The following is a 16,010-nucleotide window of genomic DNA, read 5'->3' as shown; positions in this document are numbered from 1 at the left end:
TTTTGCGGGTGTACAGCGAGCCGGGCGGTACACCCCACATAGTTTTCAGGATGATCCCGTAATGAAATTCGATATCGTGGTGATCGGGGGTGGGTTGGCAGGAGCTGGTTTGCTGGCTGCACTCAAGGGTAGTGGGCTCAGGCTGGCGCTGATCGAATCACGGTCGCCTGCGCCAGTGCCCGATGATGATAGCTGGGATGCGCGGGTGTATGCGATTAGCCCGGGTAGTGTGAAGTTCTTGCAATCTTCTGGTATCTGGCAGGGGATGGACGCAGCGCGTATTACGCCCATCCATGAAATGCGAGTGTATGGGGACGATAATGCGGCCAGAATCGATTTCAGTGCTTATGAGAGCAGCGTGCCGGAACTGGCCTGTATCATTGAGAATCGCCAGTTGCAGCATGCCGTTTGGGAAGAATTGGCCGGTGAGGAAAATGTGCAGATTTTTTGTCCCGCACAATGCGTATCGCTTGCCTGGCACGACTCTCATGTCGAGCTGATTTTGGCGGATGGAACGGTTTTGCAGACGGATTTGCTGATCGGTGCAGATGGTGTCAATTCCCGGGTACGTGCGCAGGCAGGAATCGAGGTTGACCGTCATAGTTATTATCAGACGGGCGTGGTTGCCAATTTCGAGACAGAACGGGCGCATCATCACATTGCGTATCAGTGGTTTCGCCGTGATGGCATTCTCGCACTTCTGCCGTTACCGGGGAAACGGGTTTCCATGGTCTGGTCGGCGAATACGACATTTGCAGAGGAGTTGCTCAATCTGCCAGCTGAGGCGTTATGCGCCCGGGTTGCCCGGGCAGCAGAGCATGAGTTGGGGGACATGCGGCTCGTTACCGCCCCACTCGGGTTTCCGTTGAACTTTGTGCGTGCCAGATCACTCATTAAGTCAAGGTTAGCCTTGATTGGTGACGCAGCACATGGTATTCACCCGCTTGCCGGCCAGGGAATAAATCTCGGATTGCGCGATGTCCGTGAACTGGCCCGCCTGCAGCAGCAGTTTGGTGGAATAGGGGATTGCGGTGAATTTTCTTTGCTGCGTTGTTATGAGCGCAATCGCAAGGAGGATATTCTTGCCATGGGATGGGTGACGGACGGACTGCAGAAATTATTTGGCAGTGAGGATGCAGCGATCATGCGCATCAGGAATCTGGGACTCGGGATTACTAATCGTCTGCCATTTCTGAAAAACAGATTGATGCGTCATGCGCTGAGCTGATGAATTTTTATGGGTATTGGATTTTTATTCCAGTTCCAAATCAAAACTTACTTTGTCGGCTTCCCCTTGCCGTATTGTTCATACTGTCTGCGGCTCGCCTTCTCGTCATTTTTGATTTGGAAATAAAAATTACACTGGAGAAATGGTATGCATGTGTTGTTACGTTCGCTGGTTCTGCCGGGCTGGTTTTTTGCCGGAATCGTCCTGGCAGATAGTGCTGGATTGAAAGAGACCATTCAGGCCCATTTTCCGGAAAGCAAGATTGAAAGCGTGGCCCAGACACCTTATCTGGGGTTGTATGAAGTCGTGATCGACGGAGAAGTGTTTTATACGGACGAGAAGGCCGACTATTTCTTTATGGGACATGTGGTCGATGCCAAACGACGGGTCAGTCTGACCAGCGAGCGTATGCAGCAGATCCGTGATGCGCGGCGGATTGCAACTGATACCTTACCGCTGGAACATGCGATGAAAACAGTTAAGGGGAATGGTAAACGCATGCTGATCGTGTATTCCGATCCGAACTGCCCCTATTGTAAAAGACTGGAAAAGGAGCTGGTCAATGTGACGGATATCACCATCTATACCCTACTTTATCCCATTCTCAACGGCTCTATGACAACGGCTGAAGCAATCTGGTGTTCTGAAGATCGGGTCAAGGCATGGGATGATTTCATGCTGCGATCAGTTGCTCCTGCCGGCAAAGGCTGTCAAACACCCCTGCAAAAATTGCTGGAATCAGGCCGGGAAAACAGAGTTACAGGAACACCCACTCTGATTTTTGCTGATGGTTCGGTGGTGCCCGGGTTTATTCCACAGCAGGAAATCGAAAAACGGCTGGATCAGGCGGCGAGTAAATAACCTGGCATTCGCCCCGACTTTTAACGCAGAACGGTAAGGCAGGTAGCTTTTTAGAGGTTTCCTTATTGTTCTCTGCCGTTATTCCCGATATTGTTTGGGAAGTAAAACCCACATCTGGGCCTGCTGTTTCATCTTTCCAGCCTGAACCTGAGCTTCCGGGCTGTGCCCCCAGAAAAAATCGGCACGTACCCCCCCTTTGATGGCACTACCGGTATCCTGGGCGATCATCAACCGATTGAGCGGCTGTGCTGTGTTAGGCCAAGTAGTGGAAAGATAAACCGGTGCACCCAGCGGGATGCTTTCCGGGTCGATAGCCAGGCTTCTGCCGGCAGTCAAAGGCACTCCCAGCGCACCGATCGGCCCGGTGAGATCAGGTGGCAGTTCACGAAAGAAAATGTAACGTGCATTTTGCTGGAGCAAAGGTTTCAGCTTGGCAGGATTTTGCCGTCCCCATTGTTTGATGGCTTGCATGGATACTTTCCAGGCAGGTAGCTCGCCCTGATCAATCAATATTTTTCCGATGGAGCGGTAGGGATATCCATTATGATCGGCAAAGCCGATTTTTACAGTTTTGCCATCTTCCAGCACGATACGGCCGGATCCCTGTATCTGGAGAAAGAACAGTTCTACTTCATCTTCAACCCACAACAGCTCTTTTCCCTTCAGCAGGGTGCGGTTATTCTCGATTTCGGCACGGGTGTAGTAAGGGATAATTTTTCGCCCCTGCAGGCGACCGCGTAATGAGGTCTGACCTGCTCCGGATTGCGTGTCTTTCAGTTCAATTGTCAGCAGATTATCCGGCGCAGAATAAATCGGATAACGAAAACGGCTGGAGTATTTGCGGCTGCCTTTGAGCAATGGCTCGTAATAGCCTGTTGCCAGCCCGGTAGTGGTGCCATCCTGGTTGGTCACCTGATAGGGGGCAAAGTGGTTTTCAAGGAAATTCCTGATAGCTCGTTCATTGGTGGGCCGGATGGTAGTAGCTTGTGCGCATACTTCCTGCCAAGATGGACGTCGTTCGAGCGATTTGCAGCTTTGTATGAAAGTATTCCATGCCGGAATCAGGTTTTCGTGCTGCCAACCCGGCAGCATTGACCAGCTGGCAGCCTTGAGTGATCTCTTTTCTACTTTGTTTTCCGTATCCCGGGTGGATTGTGCCGGTTGTGGATCAGCGGGAAGGGTAGCCACCTTTTCAGGGAGGGTAGCAGGCCGGGCGGTGATGGTTGTTTCAGTTTTGCAGCTTGTCAGACCGAACGAAATCAAGATCAGCAGGGCAGTAAATTGGGTTTTCAGCAGATATCGGTTAAAGTAACTGCTTTGTAAAAACATTTTATGTGGAAAGAATATGTGGGTTTTAGCAATCGAAGGAGCATTGGCGCTGGGATTGTTTATTTTTCTCATCTGGTGGACGCTTCCCCGTAAAAAAAGCAAGAAGTTGAATGATAAAGATGAAAACCGGTAGGTCGTACTCTCTGTATTGTTTAAGAATGGCAGGCCGTTTCTATTCATGATTTCTGTATTTGATACATGTCCGGTATACAGTCATACCGGATTCTCCACTTCGATGAAATGATGTGCAATACCGAATTTCTGCGAGATATGCTCACCCAGCGCTTGTATCCCATAACGCTCGGTGGCATGATGCCCCGCTGAAATAAAGGCGGTGCCGGATTCTCTGGCTGTATGTACATTTTGCTCGGAGACCTCACCGGTAATGAATATATCCACGCCCAGTTTGATTGCTTCCTCGAAATAGCTTTGCGCTGCCCCGGTACACCAGGCGACATGCCGCACAGATCTGGTCGGGTCACCAATGATCAGCGGTTTACGGCCAAGCACCGAGTTCAGCAGGTTGCTTAGTTCATCGAGGCTGACCGGTTCCGGGAAATGGCCGTAAGCGGCGATATTTTGTTCACCGAAGCGACCCGTTTCTACTATTCCCAGTTTTTTCCCCAGTACGGTATTGTTACCCAGTTCAGCATGTGCATCCAGCGGCAGATGGTAGGCATAAAGGTTGATGTCATGCCTGATCAGTGTGGCGATGCGATGACGTTTCATGCCGCGCAGACAGGCATCTTCCCCGCGCCAGAAGTAGCCATGGTGTACGATGATTGCATCTGCACATAAATCCACTGCTGTCTGTATCAGAGCCTGCGAGGCGGTTACGCCGCTGATGAGTGTCTGTACCGAAGCGCGTCCTTCCACTTGTAAGCCATTGGGGCAATAGTCGCGAAACTGCTGAATGCTGAGCAAGTCATTCAGATAATTTTCCAGTATATTTTGATGCATAATACCTTTTCTGTTTATTTGGGATGCAGGATTCTCCATGCAAAGACTCTGGCTGATTTTTACACAAACCGTAACGGTTCTCCTTGCCGTTTTTTTCGTTGTTTCGACTTTACGTCCCGAATTGCTGCCCTGGACTCCACGCGGAAAGCTCGCAACCATCCGTGAAGTGACCAAGGCAAATGTCGAACAAGCACTGAGTGCTGGCGGATTCCATACAGCAGCGGAAGTGGCCATGCCTTCCGTGGTGAATATTTTTACCAGCAAGGAAGTAAGAGCACCTTCCCATCCATTCATGGATGATCCTTTCTTTCAGCGGTTCTTTGGGGATCGTTTTGGTCCAAGAACCGAACGCAGTCTCGGATCAGGGGTCATTGTCAGCCCTGAAGGTTATATTCTCACGAACCATCATGTAGTGGAAGCAGCCAGCGAGATCCAAGTGGCCCTGATGGATGGAAGGAATGCCGAGGCGCGTATTATTGGCTCAGATCCTGAAAGCGATCTGGCCGTGCTGAAAATTGATCTGGATAAATTGCCGAGTATTACCTTTGGTGAATCCGAAAAAGCCAAGGTGGGGGATATCGTACTGGCAATTGGTAATCCGTTCGGGGTGGGACAAACGATGACCATGGGGATCATTGGTGCATTGGGGCGCTCTCAGGTGGGTATCAATACATTCGAGAATTTTATTCAGACCGATGCTGCAATCAATCCCGGTAATTCGGGTGGAGCGCTGACCGATACCTCCGGTAATCTGATTGGGATCAATACGGCGATCTATTCACGTTCTGGTGGTTCGCTGGGAATTGGATTTGCTATTCCGGTAGATGCTGTCAAACAGATCATGCAACAAATTATCGAAACAGGGGGGGTAACGCGCGGCTGGTTGGGGGTGAGCATGCAGGATCTTACCCCGGAGCTGGCTGAATCGTTCGGCTTGAAGAAAGCGGGAGGGGCACTGATTGCCGGTGTACTCAAAAACGGACCGGCTGATGATGCTGGAATTAAACCTGGAGATGTTCTGGTGGCCGTAAATGGCAAACCCATCTTCAATTCATCTGAAATGCTGAACATGGTGGCATCGCTTGCACCTGGCAAATCGGCTGCCCTCACTATCCTGCGCAATGGAGGCCAGCAGGATATCCAGGTTCGTATCGGTAAACGTCCCGGCTAATTACGTGAATATCCGGCTTGCCGTGACAAGACTGCCTGTCATGGTGGTGCGGTGGATCGATGTCAATCTGCTGGCTTTGGGCCGGGAGATGCGGCTATCCTATCTACCGCCCTTAATGGTTTATGTGGCGGCTGGTATTTCCAGCCTGACGGAGATCGTCGGTACCTTTTACGTCAAGGAAAGGCTAGGGTTGTCAGCAGAATTTCTGGCAGCACTCGGTTTCTGGATGGCCCTGCCTTGGGCGCTGAAAATGCCGCTGGGCCATCTGGTGGATTTGATGTGGCGCTGGAAGAGCCTGCTGGTTTATCTGGGAGCAGGATTGATCGCGACCAGCCTGCTCATCATGATCGGTTTACTCGGGCATGATGAAGCCATGCGCGAGTTTGCGCCACTGGCGCAGTGGTATGTACTGGCATCCCTGCTAGCACCTCTCGGTTATGTGCTGCAGGATGTGGTGGCCGATGCCATGACCGTGGAAGCTGTACCGCGGGTTGAGCCGAATGGCCGGCTGATTAGTCCGGAAGAACGCAAACAGATGCATATCACGATGCAGACGCTGGGTCGTGTTGCCATTATTGGTGGTGGTGTCCTGGTTGCAGTCGCGAATGTCGTTCTCATGAAAGACGTTGCCTCTTTCTCGGATGTGGATAAAGCGGCGGCTTATCTGACTGTTTATCAGCTTGCACTCGTGATTCCACTTGTTTCCGTTTGTGGGATCTGGCTGGCAGGATGGTTGAAATGGCGTGAGCTGAAACAGCATGCTGCCCGGGGGTTGGATCGCAATGAAATCGATATTCTGCTGGGGGTGCATAACGATGCACCTCCTGTCAACTGGTGGATACTCGGTGGTGGGCTGGCTTTTACAGTCGTTTCCCTGGGAGTCGGGCTCGTGCAGATTCCCTATGCTGAGGAAATCATATTCTGCCTGTCGATGGTGATCGTGCTATTTCTGATCCGGCAGCTTACTGCTGAGCTGGACAGCGATGCTCGCAACATTCTGGTAGGAACTGCTTTGCTGGTGTTTGTGTTCCGTGCCATGCCCACACCAGGTGCAGGTTCGACCTGGTGGATGATCGATGAGCTGGGTTTCGATCAGCAGTTTATAGCAACACTTTCACTGATCAGCTCTGTATTGACGCTTGCAGGTATGTTTATCTTCAGGCGTTTCATGGCTGAACGGTCAATGGCGTATGTCATTGGTGCGCTGACTGTGGCTGGCACCATTTTATCGCTGCCGGTTATTTCCATGTATTTCGGTTTGCATGAATGGACTTCGGCGCACACTGGTGGAGTTGTCGATGCACGCTTTATCGCGGTGATCGATACTGCTCTCGAATCGCCATTGGGGCAGATATCGATGATTCCGATGCTGGCCTGGATTGCCAATTCTGCGCCTGAAAAACTCAAGGCAACTTTTTTTGCTGTTATGGCATCTTTTACCAATCTAGCTTTGTCCGCTTCAAAGCTGGCAACCAAATATGTCAATCAGGTGTTTACGGTAACCCGTGAGGTAAGGGATACGGAGACTGGTGAAATACTGGTTTCTGCTGATTACAGTGAGCTGGGTACTTTGCTGATTACGGTCTCGATTTTGGGTTTCGTACTACCCATGCTGGTTGTGATAATGATCAGATACACCCGTTTGCGCAGTGCCTGAGATGATGGCAGGCGAGTACAAGCGTGTAACAGGAACGTATTGATTCAGTCAATTTCTGCAGGAGGTGTGATGTACCAGAAAATCCTGGTTCCGATTGATGGCAGCATTACTTCCAATTTTGCTTTGCAGGAGGCAGTCAAACTGGCGAAGCGGTTGGGTGCCTGCCTTGAGCTCGTGCATGTTTACGAGGATGCAATCTATCTGGTCGATGAGAACTATTTCAATTACGAGGAACTACAAAAAACGATCCACAACAGTAGTGAAAAAATACTTGCCGAAGCTGCCGCAGGGGTCAGCGCATCCGGTATTCCAGTCGAAACCCGGTTGATTCAATCGAACAATGAGCGAATCGCCAGTCTTCTGGTGGAAGAAGCGGAACGCTGGCTGGCAGAATTGATTGTAATCGGTACACACGGTCATTCGGGCTTCAGCCGGTTGCTGCTTGGCAGTGTGGCTGAGGGAGTGGTACGGATGGCGTCGATTCCCGTGTTATTGATTCGCGGCACTAAGGATTGAGGAGAATCGCAGATTATTACCCGGACTCAATGTCAGAGTGTCAGCGGGTCGACATCCAGATGCCAGCGTATTTTGTTGTGGGCTGGTAATGTGGTGATACCCTGATGCCAGTTCCTCAGAAAGGTTTGCAAATACCTGCGTGAGCGGGCCTGAATCAGCAGTTGGGCACGTTCCAGCCCCTTGAGCCGGGTCATGTGAGCAGGAACCGGATCGAAAAGCTGGATATGAGTGTAATTTTCCATAACGGTTGCGAGTGCAGCTGTCTGGCGTAAAAATTCCAGGGCATCTGCGAGTACCGGTGCTTCTGCACGCAATATCGCCAGGTAAACAAACGGGGGAAAGCCGGCGGATCTGCGTTCTTTCAGATGAACCTGCGCGTACGTTGCAAAGTCTTGTCGTATCAATGCCTGATAGAGCGGATGTTGTGGAAATTCGGTCTGAATCAGAACGCTACCGGGCACATTTGCCCGGCCGGCACGACCTGCTACCTGTATCAACTGTGCAAAGAGGTGTTCTTCGGCACGAAAATCGGTGCTGTAAAGCGATGCATCGGCATTGAGCACGCATACCAGCGCAAGATTCGGGAAATCATGCCCTTTTGCGAGTAACTGAGTGCCGACCAGAATATCTGCTTCTCCCCGGTGAATGCGATCTAGCATTTTCTGCCAGGCGCCTTTGTGGCGAATACTGTCGCGATCGACGCGCAAGATGCGCGCTTCCGGGAAATGCCTGACCAGTGCTGCCTCTATTCGTTGTGTTCCGTGACCAAACGGCAGGACATCAGGATCTCCGCATTGCGGGCATGCCGGTGAGACGGGTTGCTGGTTACCGCAATAATGGCAGCGTAGTTGCCGGTCACGTAAATGGACGACCAGACGGCTGGAGCAACGGTTGCAGGTTGCAATCCAGCGGCAGGATTTGCAGAGTAATACTGGAGAATAGCCACGCCGGTTGATGAACACCAGGCTTTGCTGTTTTCTGGCAAGACAGTGGCGCAGGGCATCGAGTATTGACTCCGACAATCCTTCCTGAACTGGGATGACACGTAAATCGATACAGCGAATGGCTGGCAGTGTGGCCTGGCTGATTGCCCGTGAGTGTAGTTGCAGCAATTTGTAGCGGCCAATACGCGCCTGGTGATAGCTTTCCAGAGAAGGAGTGGCTGAGCCAAGAATGACCGGTATATTGGCTTGTCTGGCCCGATAAATCGCCAGATCGCGTGCTGAGTAACGCAACCCATCCTGCTGTTTGAAAGAATGATCCTGTTCTTCATCGACGATAATCAGGCCCAATTCAGGCATAGGAGTAAAGATTGCCAGGCGCGTACCCAGAACGATTCCAGCTTCTCCCCGTTGTGCCTGCAACCAGCTTTGTAAGCGCTCACTGTTATTTAATCCGCTATGCAGACTGACCAATATTGTTGCCGGGAAGCGTTTCCTGAAAACTGCTTCCAGTTGCGGGGTGAGATTGATTTCGGGAACCAGAATCAGAACTTGCTTTTGTTGTGCCAGTAATGAAGCAGTCACCTGCAGGTAGACTTCTGTTTTGCCACTGCCAGTAATGCCATTGAGTAACCAGGGGGTAAACGTTCCGGTTCTGTCAAGGATTTCGAAGATGGCCTGTGCTTGTTCAGCAGTTGGGACAGGAGCAGATGCCGTACTGAATACAGATTTCTCTGATAAGGCAGTGAATTGTTCTACCCAGCCCAGTTCCTTGAATTCATGTAACAGCTTGCGAGAATGCGATGACATAGTCTTGCAGGTGTCAGCGGTGATGATTCCGTGTTTAAGCAGTAAGGAGATCAACTGGCGTTTTGCCTTTGCCCGGACCGGAAGATCGGCAAGGATGATAGATCGACCTGTATCGGTCAGTCTCCAGCTCGGGGGCTGCTCTGCTTTCCTGATGGTAATATGTTTGAACTTTCGCAGTAATATGGGCAAGCCATTCATGATGACCTGCCCGATCGGGTGATGGTAATAACGACTGCAGAACTCGAATAACTCGAGCAACGATTGAGGCAGGGGAGGGGTTTGGCGGTCGATCTGACCGGCGTGTTTCAGTTTCTCTTCTGGAATGGACGAAGTTTCGCAGACAGAGATGATGATTCCGGAAATTTGTCGGTTACCGAAAGGAACGTATACACACCGGCCGATATCTGTCGTGTCTGCATCCGGGGCGAGATAATCGAACAGCCGGTCAATCGGAACATCGAGAGCAACACGAACGATTACCATACCGGAAATATCCGGGCTTGATCTACCGGAAGAACATTGTGCTCAGAATATTCTTCCGGTAGATCAATGTTTCTCAGAAATAGTGTCAGTTGGAGAGGCGTTGTAATGTGATGGACGTCAATCCTGTTCCAGAGATCGTTGCGCTTTGTGTATCAGTATCAATTTTGAAGGTGATCGATTTTCCACTGTACTCCGATAAACCCGCACAGCCAGCCGTATTGTAGGTAAAGCTGGATAATTTGAGCGTACTGTTGGCTGTATCAAATGCATAAGTAGCCAGCTCGACCCCGGGCTTTGCGCATGCAGGCGGTGTGGATTGCGTAGCACTGCCAACCGGGTCAACCAGCATGTAGCGGTTATCGGGGAAGAACAGGAAGACAGGCGATTTGATCGAATTCTTGTCTACTGTCCAGGCGCCCACGATACTCTGGGAGTTATCCATTTTGTGGTAACGGATTTCCTGCACCGTAGTCTCGGCTACTTCATCATCAGAACTGAGTTCAATCGGTTTGGAGATATGGAACAATTCACCGAACAGACTTGCCTGTTCTCTTTCGCGTTGCACAATGACGATATCGGAGATGATCAGCTCATTTCCGGTGGTATAAACACGCCAGTTGGGGCGAGGATGAGACAGGCCTGACTGAAGATCGGTATCGACCTCGGGTGTGCTGACGAGTTTGAAGCCTCGTTCGTCGTATTCGGTCGCTTTGGCTGTTCCATACTCTACACCGGCGGTAAATACCAGTCTGCTGCCGCACGCACGGTTTGCATCACATGAATCGTCCGGTGTGGCGATTCCATGCAGATATTCTCCGCTGCCATCGGTTGAAAAGCGGAAGAAGTTTAAACTGGTATCATCCTGATTCACCCAGAGGTGACCGCCCAGCAGGTTGACTGCCTGCGACAGAAAATGTGCATTGGCCTCATCCGCTGTTTTGATGCTGCCGGATATACCAGCGGCTTCCCGGGCAGTAGCGAGCGCAGGAGAAGAGGGAAAAGTGCCGGGATCTGCTTTCAGATCAAGTGAAGCATCCAGGGCGTCAGCCGCAGTTTTGGATATGGAAATACCGTTTGCGGGGTTGTTGTCAGCATCGAGTGACTGGAACAGAACCAGTAGATTGAGCAGTTTGTTCCGATCACCCGCAGCCAGTTCGATTGGTGTAGTGAGACCTGTTCCGGGAATCTTGCCAAGATTCAGTTTCCCGATATGAAATTCGATGTTGTCACCATGATTGAACTTGTAAAGGCCGGTTGCATCAGTCACACCTGATGTACCTGAAGAGGCAGAATAGGACACCCCTTCTACTGCTGAATCGGCCAGTATTCCGGTAGCGGGCCCCTGAGCCTGTGCAACCGGTTTTTTATTTGATGTGGTTTCCTGTTGACTGTCACAAGCTGTCAGAGTTAACGCGAACAGGCCTGTGATGAGCAGTTGAATGGTTGTTTGCTTGTTATCTGTTTTCATCTTATTGAAGTGGTGCGAGTTAGATCATTTGTGACATGACAATCCGCTCGTTGATGGCATATTGCAATTGTAATCCTGTAATAGAAGAGGATAATGCGCCACTTTAACGGTCTTGCAGATTGCGGACCTGGTATCAGTGGCGATTATAGTCGATGAGTAATGCAATGTGGTTTAAATCTTGAAGTGGTGGAGGCATTTACAGGTAAGGGACATCTTTTGCCATTGCGATTTGATTTTGTGGAAAAAGATCATATTCACTGCTAAGGTATTCTGTTGCGACAAAATTTAATTCTTTCCCGGTTGGTTCTGATATTTATTTCCTGATTGAGAGGTGGTACTGAAAATATATGTCCAGCTTTGTACAAACTCCTGATACTGCTGTTGCACAATCGCAACTTTCTGTTGACTGGTATTTAGATCCGCGGATATTTGAGCTGGAAAAGCAGTTGCTGTTTGACCATGGGCCTGGGTATGTTGGGCACGAATTGATGGTACCGGAGACGGGTGATTACTATGTGCTGGCCACACAAAACAATGCCAGAGTCCTGGTTCGTAACGAAAGCGGTATCGAACTGCTGTCGAATATTTGCCGCCATCGTCAGGCGGTCATTTTGGAGGGACGTGGCAGTTCCAGAAATATAGTGTGCCCGATTCACCGCTGGACTTATGCAATGGATGGCAGATTACTGGGAGCGCCGCATTTCAGCAAAAATCCTTGCCTGAATTTGGATAAAACAATTTTGCAGCATTGGAATGGGATGATTTTTGCCGGCAAGCGTGATATTAGCCAGGACCTTGCAGGTATGAGATCACATAGCGAGTTGGATTTCTCAGGGTATGTGCTGGATCGTGTTCAGATCGACCACTATCAGTGCAACTGGAAAACCTTTATCGAGGTTTATCTGGAAGATTATCACGTTGATCCTTTTCATCCGGGACTGGGCCATTTTGTGGATATCCGACAGCTCGAATGGGAATTTGGTGACTGGTACAACGTGCAGACCGTTGGTGTAAATCCTGATTTCAGTCATGCAGGCTCCGAGGTTTACCAGAAATGGCATGCACAGGTGCTGCAACAGAATAATCAACAGATTCCCCGGCATGGTGCGATCTGGTTGCTCTATTATCCGAACATTATGCTTGAATGGTATCCGAATACACTCGTTGTCAGCACGTTGCAGCCAACTGGAATAGAGCAATGCATGAATATCGTCGAGTTTTATTATCCGGAAGAAATTGCATTATTTGAACGTGAATTTGTGGAAAGAGAGCAGGCTGCTTACCGGGAGACAGCCAGAGAAGATAATGAAATCTGCAGGCGGATTACGGCAGGCCGGCGTGCGCTGTATGAGCAGGGGGTGAATGAAACAGGCCCATATCAACAACCGATGGAAGCAGGAATGGAACATTTTCACCGCTTCCTCCGTCGTGAAATCGAGCCTCATCTGTACTGAGCGGGGGTTTTGCAACCAGAATGGCCTCATTATGGATGCTAGTGGCAGGTTTTATGTTCGCCTGTATGGGGGTACTGGTTAAACTTGCTGCAGCATTCTTTTCCAATACCGAGTTGGTATTTTACCGTTCGCTGGTGGGGGTGATTACAACTTTTCTGGTCATGCGTGCTTATGGTATGTCCCTCATGACAGCACACTGGAAGAACCATTGCTGGCGAGGATTGTTTGGGCTGGGCGGAGTGTTGCTGTTTTTTTACTGTATTTTGCAGTTGCCACTGGCGACTGCGATTTCGTTAAACAATACTTGGCCCCTGTTTCTGGCATTCTTGGCCATGATACTGCTGAAAGAGGAATTCAGCTGGCTGCTGGCAGGGGCGCTGGTAGTCGGTTTCATAGGAGTTATCTTTCTGCTCAGACCCACTCTGACGGAAGGCCAATGGTATCTGGCGCTGATCGGTATTGGTTCCGGCCTGTTTGCAGGCATTGCGCACTTTCATGTTAGACAGTTGAGTGAGCTGGGTGAATCCGACTGGCTCACCGTGTTTTACTTTACACTGGTATGTACAGTTGCCACCGGCTTATGGCTGACATTTACCGCGTTCAGCCCGGTTAGTCTGCAAAGTCTGACACTGGCGCTGGGTATCGGAGTAACGGCAACTCTGGCGCAACTGGCTATTTCCCGTGCACATCGGGGGAGCAATATTCTTATTGTTGGAGTACTCTCGTATAGTTCTGTGTTGTTTGCAGGGTTGATAGATCTGTTCTTCTGGGATGCACGCCTACCCGTTTCTGCTTGGGTGGGAATGGGGTTGATCATACTGGGGGGATTGCTGAGTATCCGAGGAATCCCGGTGCGGGATTCGAGCATCGTTACGCTGGATGACTGACATTCTGTGAAAGGTGGGGGAGGAATATTGGGTGACGCCAGCGTTGTTGTTTGTCTATGATTAACATTCATCACTTGGAGCTTATGATCAATGATCAATATTGAAGAAACCGGCAATCTTATTGTGGTCGCTATTATCGGAGAGTTTACGCTGGATGATTTCAGACAGTTTGAAGATCAGGTGCTCTACCAGTTTCACTTCAATGGCGAAGCTAATTTACTGTTGGATTTACGTGATATGGTCTCTTACTCGGTGGATGTTGCCTGGAAGGAAATCAGGTTCATGCGTGAGCATGGTAGTAAAATCAATCGAGTGGCAGTGGTGACGGACAGCCAGTGGCAGGCATGGAGTGCTTGGGTTTCCAACTTGTTTACCGACGCGGATGTCGTCGTGTTTTCTGATTATGATGAGGCGTATGGCTGGGCCAGGGTCTAATCGGATAGAGAACTGTATTCGGTTTAGATAGCCGGAGGGTGGCTAAATGGATGATTTCGTGCTGGCAAGGGTGCTGCATGTGCTGGGAGTCGTGTTGTGGATAGGCGGTGTTGCGATGGTGACGAGTACGCTGCTGCCGGTAATTGCAAGAATGCCACCGGTTTTTGACCGGATGGATATCTTTCATCGTATTGAGAAACGTTTTGCACGTCAGGCACGGTTCACTACGCTGCTGGTCGGGTTGACCGGCTTTTATATGGTTCATGTTCTTGATGCCTGGCATCGCTTTACTGAGATCCACTTCTGGTGGATGCACGCCATGGTGCTGGTGTGGGGTATATTCACCCTGTTTTTGTTCGTGCTGGAACCGCGTGTGATGCATAAAAAAGTCAGCGAAAGTACACAACAGGATCCCGAAGCTACACTGGCCAGAATGCAGCGCATGCACTGGCTGCTGCTGAGTCTCAGTCTGATTACTGTTGCTGGCGCCGTTGCAGGAAGCCATGGCTGGTCATTTTTCTGAAGATGATGATCGATTATCTGATACTGAAACATCTGCATGTGACGTCTGTGGCCATCAGCTACACGTTATTCGTACTGCGCGGGATATGGATGCTGGATGCTTCCTCTCGCTTACGGCAACGTTGGGTAAAAATTGCTCCTCATATCAATGACACGGTTTTACTGCTGAGTGCCATTGCATTGGCGATTTTGACTCATAGAAACCCGCTTGTCGAAACCTGGTTAGCCGCTAAAATTGTCGGCTTGCTGATTTATATCATGCTCGGCCTCATTGCTTTTAGATTAGGGAAGACACGTCGGGTAAAAGTTACGGCCTGGGTACTGGCGCAAATTGTGTTTGCCTATATCGTATCGGTTGCTCTAACAAAAAATCCTCTTTTGTTCTGATATCGAACTGACAGCAACTGGTAATACCGCAATCATTGCGTCATAGTTCCTGGGCTGCTGCTGCGGATTTAATCAGATTTTTTAGCCTGATCTCAATTTATCCGGAAATAAATCCGCTTATTTTCCTCTCTGATGATTTTGTTACTGATACTGATTTATAATGGCCAGGAGCTCAGGATATGCGGGCGTAGCGATAAAAAGCTGTTACCGGAGAGATAAAAGGAGCAGATTGCATATTTAGTGATTTAAGGGACAAATCAGGATGGATTATTTCTACGAATCGGAACACACCAAATTTATGCGGGAATTGTTTGCAAAGCGCCCCGAACTTATCGAAAAACAAAAAGAAGCGCGTGCAATCTGGTGGGATAAAGAGGTGGATCGTGAAGCTTTGAAGCGTTTTAAGGAAGCTAAAGTACCACAGAAGGGGTATGTATACTTTTCGTGGCCAGATCAAGAACAAGAAGCAGAAAAACAGGGAACAGAAAAATAATCGCTTGCTTCTTGTGTCTTTCTGCTGCAGTACATTCAAACGGCAATGGGAAGGTAGTATAATTGCGGCGGTCTGTTTTTTGTTATAGGTATTACAGTGTCCGATTACTGCTTGCTGGGCCAGGAATGTTGGTTCAATTCGGAGCCTGATTTTATCTGATGGCTTGAAGTTGTTCCCGGTTCAATGTATCTGACGGTAATATTTTAGATCAGTAATGAGGCAATCAGGGCCTACTGTTTCTTTAAGCTTCCTCCATGAAATGAGAAACAGAACACCAGCAGCTTCTCCCAAGCGCCCATAGCTCAGTGGATAGAGTACTGCCCTCCGAAGGCAGGGGTCACACGTTCGAATCGTGTTGGGCGCGCCACCCTTAAAATCCGGCCCTTTAAGGTTACCTAAAGCCTTGAA

At 49.8% G+C, this 16,010-nt stretch carries 15 protein-coding genes and 1 tRNA gene; 12 read left to right on the top strand and 4 right to left on the bottom strand.

From position 1 onward, the window contains the following. Nucleotides 1-61: 61 nt before the first annotated feature. The gene (locus ABUL11_RS04915) at nt 62-1,228 is read left to right on the top strand and encodes a UbiH/UbiF family hydroxylase (protein ID WP_350282747.1); all 1,167 of its coding nucleotides are present in this window, start codon (nt 62-64) and stop codon (nt 1,226-1,228) included. 147 nt (nt 1,229-1,375) lie between these two features. Beyond that, a complete protein-coding gene (locus ABUL11_RS04910; RefSeq protein ID WP_350282746.1) occupies nt 1,376-2,089 on the top strand; it encodes a DsbC family protein in 714 nt (237 codons plus the stop codon). A gap of 78 nt (nt 2,090-2,167) precedes the next feature. Here ABUL11_RS04910 and mltA read toward each other — a convergent pair whose 3' ends face one another. Continuing rightward, nucleotides 2,168-3,490 carry a murein transglycosylase A gene (gene mltA, locus ABUL11_RS04905; RefSeq protein ID WP_396956524.1) on the bottom strand — a complete coding sequence of 441 codons (1,323 nt, stop codon included), beginning with the start codon at nt 3,488-3,490 and terminating at the stop codon, nt 2,168-2,170. A gap of 141 nt (nt 3,491-3,631) precedes the next feature. Continuing rightward, complete coding sequence (locus ABUL11_RS04900; RefSeq protein ID WP_350282744.1) at nt 3,632-4,378, bottom strand: Nif3-like dinuclear metal center hexameric protein; 747 nt, start codon at nt 4,376-4,378, stop codon at nt 3,632-3,634. A gap of 37 nt (nt 4,379-4,415) precedes the next feature. On the opposite strand from ABUL11_RS04900, the gene ABUL11_RS04895 reads away from it, so the two are divergent. The 3 genes from ABUL11_RS04895 (at nt 4,416) to ABUL11_RS04885 (ending at nt 7,722) form a co-directional block, all read left to right on the top strand. After that, nucleotides 4,416-5,549: a Do family serine endopeptidase gene (locus ABUL11_RS04895; protein WP_350282743.1), complete on the top strand. Its 1,134-nt coding sequence runs from the start codon at nt 4,416-4,418 to the stop codon at nt 5,547-5,549. A 40-nt stretch (nt 5,550-5,589) separates the two neighbouring features. Beyond that, entirely contained in the window at nt 5,590-7,206 is a 1,617-nt protein-coding gene (locus ABUL11_RS04890) for an MFS transporter (protein ID WP_350282767.1), read from the top strand. A 69-nt stretch (nt 7,207-7,275) separates the two neighbouring features. Next, nucleotides 7,276-7,722: a universal stress protein gene (locus tag ABUL11_RS04885; protein ID WP_350282742.1), complete on the top strand. Its 447-nt coding sequence runs from the start codon at nt 7,276-7,278 to the stop codon at nt 7,720-7,722. Between the two features lie 32 nt (nt 7,723-7,754). On the opposite strand, the gene ABUL11_RS04880 is transcribed toward ABUL11_RS04885, so the two are convergent. Beyond that, nucleotides 7,755-9,956, bottom strand: coding sequence for a primosomal protein N' (locus tag ABUL11_RS04880; RefSeq protein ID WP_350282741.1), 2,202 nt, complete (start codon nt 9,954-9,956; stop codon nt 7,755-7,757). 85 nt (nt 9,957-10,041) lie between these two features. Continuing rightward, on the bottom strand, nt 10,042-11,424 hold the full coding sequence (locus ABUL11_RS04875) for an adhesin (protein ID WP_350282740.1): 1,383 nt from the start codon (nt 11,422-11,424) through the stop codon (nt 10,042-10,044). Between the two features lie 347 nt (nt 11,425-11,771). On the opposite strand from ABUL11_RS04875, the gene ABUL11_RS04870 reads away from it, so the two are divergent. From ABUL11_RS04870 to ABUL11_RS04840, 7 genes are all read left to right on the top strand, one after another. Continuing rightward, nucleotides 11,772-12,878, top strand: a complete 1,107-nt coding sequence (locus ABUL11_RS04870) for an aromatic ring-hydroxylating oxygenase subunit alpha (protein WP_350282739.1) — start codon at nt 11,772-11,774, stop codon at nt 12,876-12,878. Nucleotides 12,879-12,898: 20 nt separating this feature from the next. Then, on the top strand, nt 12,899-13,765 hold the full coding sequence (locus ABUL11_RS04865; RefSeq protein WP_350282738.1) for a DMT family transporter: 867 nt from the start codon (nt 12,899-12,901) through the stop codon (nt 13,763-13,765). 90 nt (nt 13,766-13,855) lie between these two features. Continuing rightward, nucleotides 13,856-14,200, top strand: a complete 345-nt coding sequence (locus tag ABUL11_RS04860; protein WP_350282737.1) for a SpoIIAA family protein — start codon at nt 13,856-13,858, stop codon at nt 14,198-14,200. 46 nt (nt 14,201-14,246) lie between these two features. Next, entirely contained in the window at nt 14,247-14,723 is a 477-nt protein-coding gene (locus ABUL11_RS04855; RefSeq protein WP_350282736.1) for a hypothetical protein, read from the top strand. A gap of 2 nt (nt 14,724-14,725) precedes the next feature. Beyond that, complete coding sequence (locus ABUL11_RS04850) at nt 14,726-15,109, top strand: SirB2 family protein (RefSeq protein ID WP_350282735.1); 384 nt, start codon at nt 14,726-14,728, stop codon at nt 15,107-15,109. A 262-nt stretch (nt 15,110-15,371) separates the two neighbouring features. Next, nucleotides 15,372-15,602 (top strand): DUF3460 family protein, encoded by a 231-nt coding sequence (locus ABUL11_RS04845; RefSeq protein ID WP_350282734.1) that lies wholly within the window; start codon nt 15,372-15,374, stop codon nt 15,600-15,602. A 291-nt stretch (nt 15,603-15,893) separates the two neighbouring features. Further along, a tRNA-Arg gene (locus tag ABUL11_RS04840) sits at nt 15,894-15,969 on the top strand. Nucleotides 15,970-16,010: the final 41 nt, after the last annotated feature.

This window comes from Nitrosomonas sp., from assembly GCF_040256045.1.
In the GTDB taxonomy this organism is placed as follows: domain Bacteria; phylum Pseudomonadota; class Gammaproteobacteria; order Burkholderiales; family Nitrosomonadaceae; genus Nitrosomonas.
The sequence above is the reverse complement of the archived record's forward strand: the minus strand, read 5'-3'. Positions and strand labels throughout refer to the sequence as shown.

Bases quoted from the DNA above. Each gene is read 5' to 3' on its own strand.
- ABUL11_RS04845 (WP_350282734.1), top strand. From the start codon at position 15,372: ATGGATTATTTCTACGAATCGGAACACACCAAATTTATGCGGGAATTG.
- ABUL11_RS04855 (WP_350282736.1), top strand. From the start codon at position 14,247: ATGGATGATTTCGTGCTGGCAAGGGTGCTGCATGTGCTGGGAGTCGTG.
- ABUL11_RS04870 (WP_350282739.1), top strand. From the start codon at position 11,772: ATGTCCAGCTTTGTACAAACTCCTGATACTGCTGTTGCACAATCGCAA.
- ABUL11_RS04860 (WP_350282737.1), top strand. From the start codon at position 13,856: ATGATCAATATTGAAGAAACCGGCAATCTTATTGTGGTCGCTATTATC.
- ABUL11_RS04900 (WP_350282744.1), bottom strand. From the start codon at position 4,378: ATGCATCAAAATATACTGGAAAATTATCTGAATGACTTGCTCAGCATT.
- ABUL11_RS04890 (WP_350282767.1), top strand. From the start codon at position 5,590: ATGGTGGTGCGGTGGATCGATGTCAATCTGCTGGCTTTGGGCCGGGAG.
- ABUL11_RS04865 (WP_350282738.1), top strand. From the start codon at position 12,899: ATGGCCTCATTATGGATGCTAGTGGCAGGTTTTATGTTCGCCTGTATG.
- ABUL11_RS04885 (WP_350282742.1), top strand. From the start codon at position 7,276: ATGTACCAGAAAATCCTGGTTCCGATTGATGGCAGCATTACTTCCAAT.
- ABUL11_RS04880 (WP_350282741.1), bottom strand. From the start codon at position 9,956: ATGGTAATCGTTCGTGTTGCTCTCGATGTTCCGATTGACCGGCTGTTC.
- ABUL11_RS04915 (WP_350282747.1), top strand. From the start codon at position 62: ATGAAATTCGATATCGTGGTGATCGGGGGTGGGTTGGCAGGAGCTGGT.
- ABUL11_RS04895 (WP_350282743.1), top strand. From the start codon at position 4,416: ATGCAAAGACTCTGGCTGATTTTTACACAAACCGTAACGGTTCTCCTT.
- ABUL11_RS04875 (WP_350282740.1), bottom strand. From the start codon at position 11,424: ATGAAAACAGATAACAAGCAAACAACCATTCAACTGCTCATCACAGGC.
- ABUL11_RS04910 (WP_350282746.1), top strand. From the start codon at position 1,376: ATGCATGTGTTGTTACGTTCGCTGGTTCTGCCGGGCTGGTTTTTTGCC.
- mltA (WP_396956524.1), bottom strand. From the start codon at position 3,490: ATGAGAAAAATAAACAATCCCAGCGCCAATGCTCCTTCGATTGCTAAA.
- ABUL11_RS04850 (WP_350282735.1), top strand. From the start codon at position 14,726: ATGATGATCGATTATCTGATACTGAAACATCTGCATGTGACGTCTGTG.